We start from the raw sequence: 1,288 nt of genomic DNA, 5'->3' as shown, positions 1-1,288 counted from the left end.
ATGCAGGCCTCGCTGCCGCCGACCACCGCGAGCGATCTGCTGAAGCCGCCGATCGCGCTGCAACCGCTGCCCGGCTGGCGCTTGTTGCAGGCCTGGTCGGTGTCGTAGAAGTACGGGCAGCGGGTGCGCTGCAGCAGGTTGCCGGCGGTGGTGGCGCGGTTGCGGAGCTGGCCCGAGGCACCCGACAGCAAGGCGCGCGACAGCACGCCGTAGTCGCGGCGCACGCGTTCGTCGGTGGCCAGCGCCGTGTTGCGCACCAGCGCGCCGATGCGCAGGCCGCCGTCGGTGGTCGGCTCGATCTTGTCCAGGCCCAGGCCGTTCACGTCGACCAGGTGCACCGGCGACTCGATCTGCAATTTCATCAGGTCGAGCAGGTTGGTGCCGCCGGCAATGAACTTCGCGCCGGGGTGGCGTTCGACGGCGGCCGCCGCCTCGGCCGGCGCGGTGGCGCGCTCATAGGTGAAGGGGTTCATGTGCGCACCCCCGCGACCTCGGAGATCGCCTCGACGATGTTGGAGTACGCGCCGCACCGGCAAATATTGCCGCTCATCCGTTCGCGCAACTCCTCGGCCGACAACAGCGGCCGCTCGGACAGGCTGGCACTCACGTGGCTCGGCACGCCGCGGCGCAGCTCGTCGAGTGCGCCGACCGCCGAGCAGATCTGTCCGGGCGTGCAGTAGCCGCATTGGTAGCCGTCGTGCTTGATGAAGGCGGCCTGCAGCGGATGCAGCTGGGTGGGCGTGCCCAGCCCCTCGATCGTGGTGACCTTGGCGCCCTGGTGCATGACCGCCAGCGTCAGGCACGAGTTGATGCGCTCGCCGTCGACCAGCACGGTGCAGGCGCCGCACTGGCCGTGATCGCATCCCTTCTTGGTGCCGGTCAGGTGCAGATGCTCGCGCAGCGTGTCGAGCAGGCTGGTGCGGTTGTCGAGCGCCAGCGTGTGTGGCGTGCCGTTGACCTCGAGCGTGACGCTCGAACTCGGCACCGAGGTGGCGGGGTTCGCCTGCGGCGCGGGTGCATCGGCGGCTGGCGCGCCGTGGACCGGCGCGCTGACCGCGGCCGCCGACGCGGCGCCCACGATCAGCACGTCGCGGCGTGAAATTGCGATCTCGTCAGAACTGCCCATCTCGTGGCCTCCTGCTGCGGTGGGTGGGGGTCGTTCGGAGATGCGGGCAAGCGGGATGCCCGGTGCGAGATCCAGACTTTGATGCACCGTGCTCCCGATCCGGACTACAAAGCCTGGCGGCGGTCGTCGCCGCGCCACCTTCGGGAGAGCCTCATGAAGCAT

2 protein-coding genes are annotated in these 1,288 nt (G+C 69.9%); both read right to left on the bottom strand.

Annotation, left to right across the window (positions count from 1 at the left end):
• The coding region (locus AC1D15_RS32850) for an FAD binding domain-containing protein (protein WP_477829361.1) at positions 1–473 on the bottom strand (473 nt) is incomplete at its 3' end.
• A complete protein-coding gene (gene paoA, locus AC1D15_RS32845; protein ID WP_465112011.1) occupies positions 470–1,126 on the bottom strand; it encodes an aldehyde dehydrogenase iron-sulfur subunit PaoA in 657 nt (218 codons plus the stop codon). The genes paoA and AC1D15_RS32850, both read right to left, overlap by 4 nt.
• Between the last annotated feature and the right edge of the window lie 162 nt (positions 1,127–1,288).

Source organism: Rhizobacter sp. P2_H2, assembly GCF_056403375.1.
Note: the sequence above shows the minus strand (reverse complement) of the source record. Positions and strands in the feature narration are given on the sequence as shown.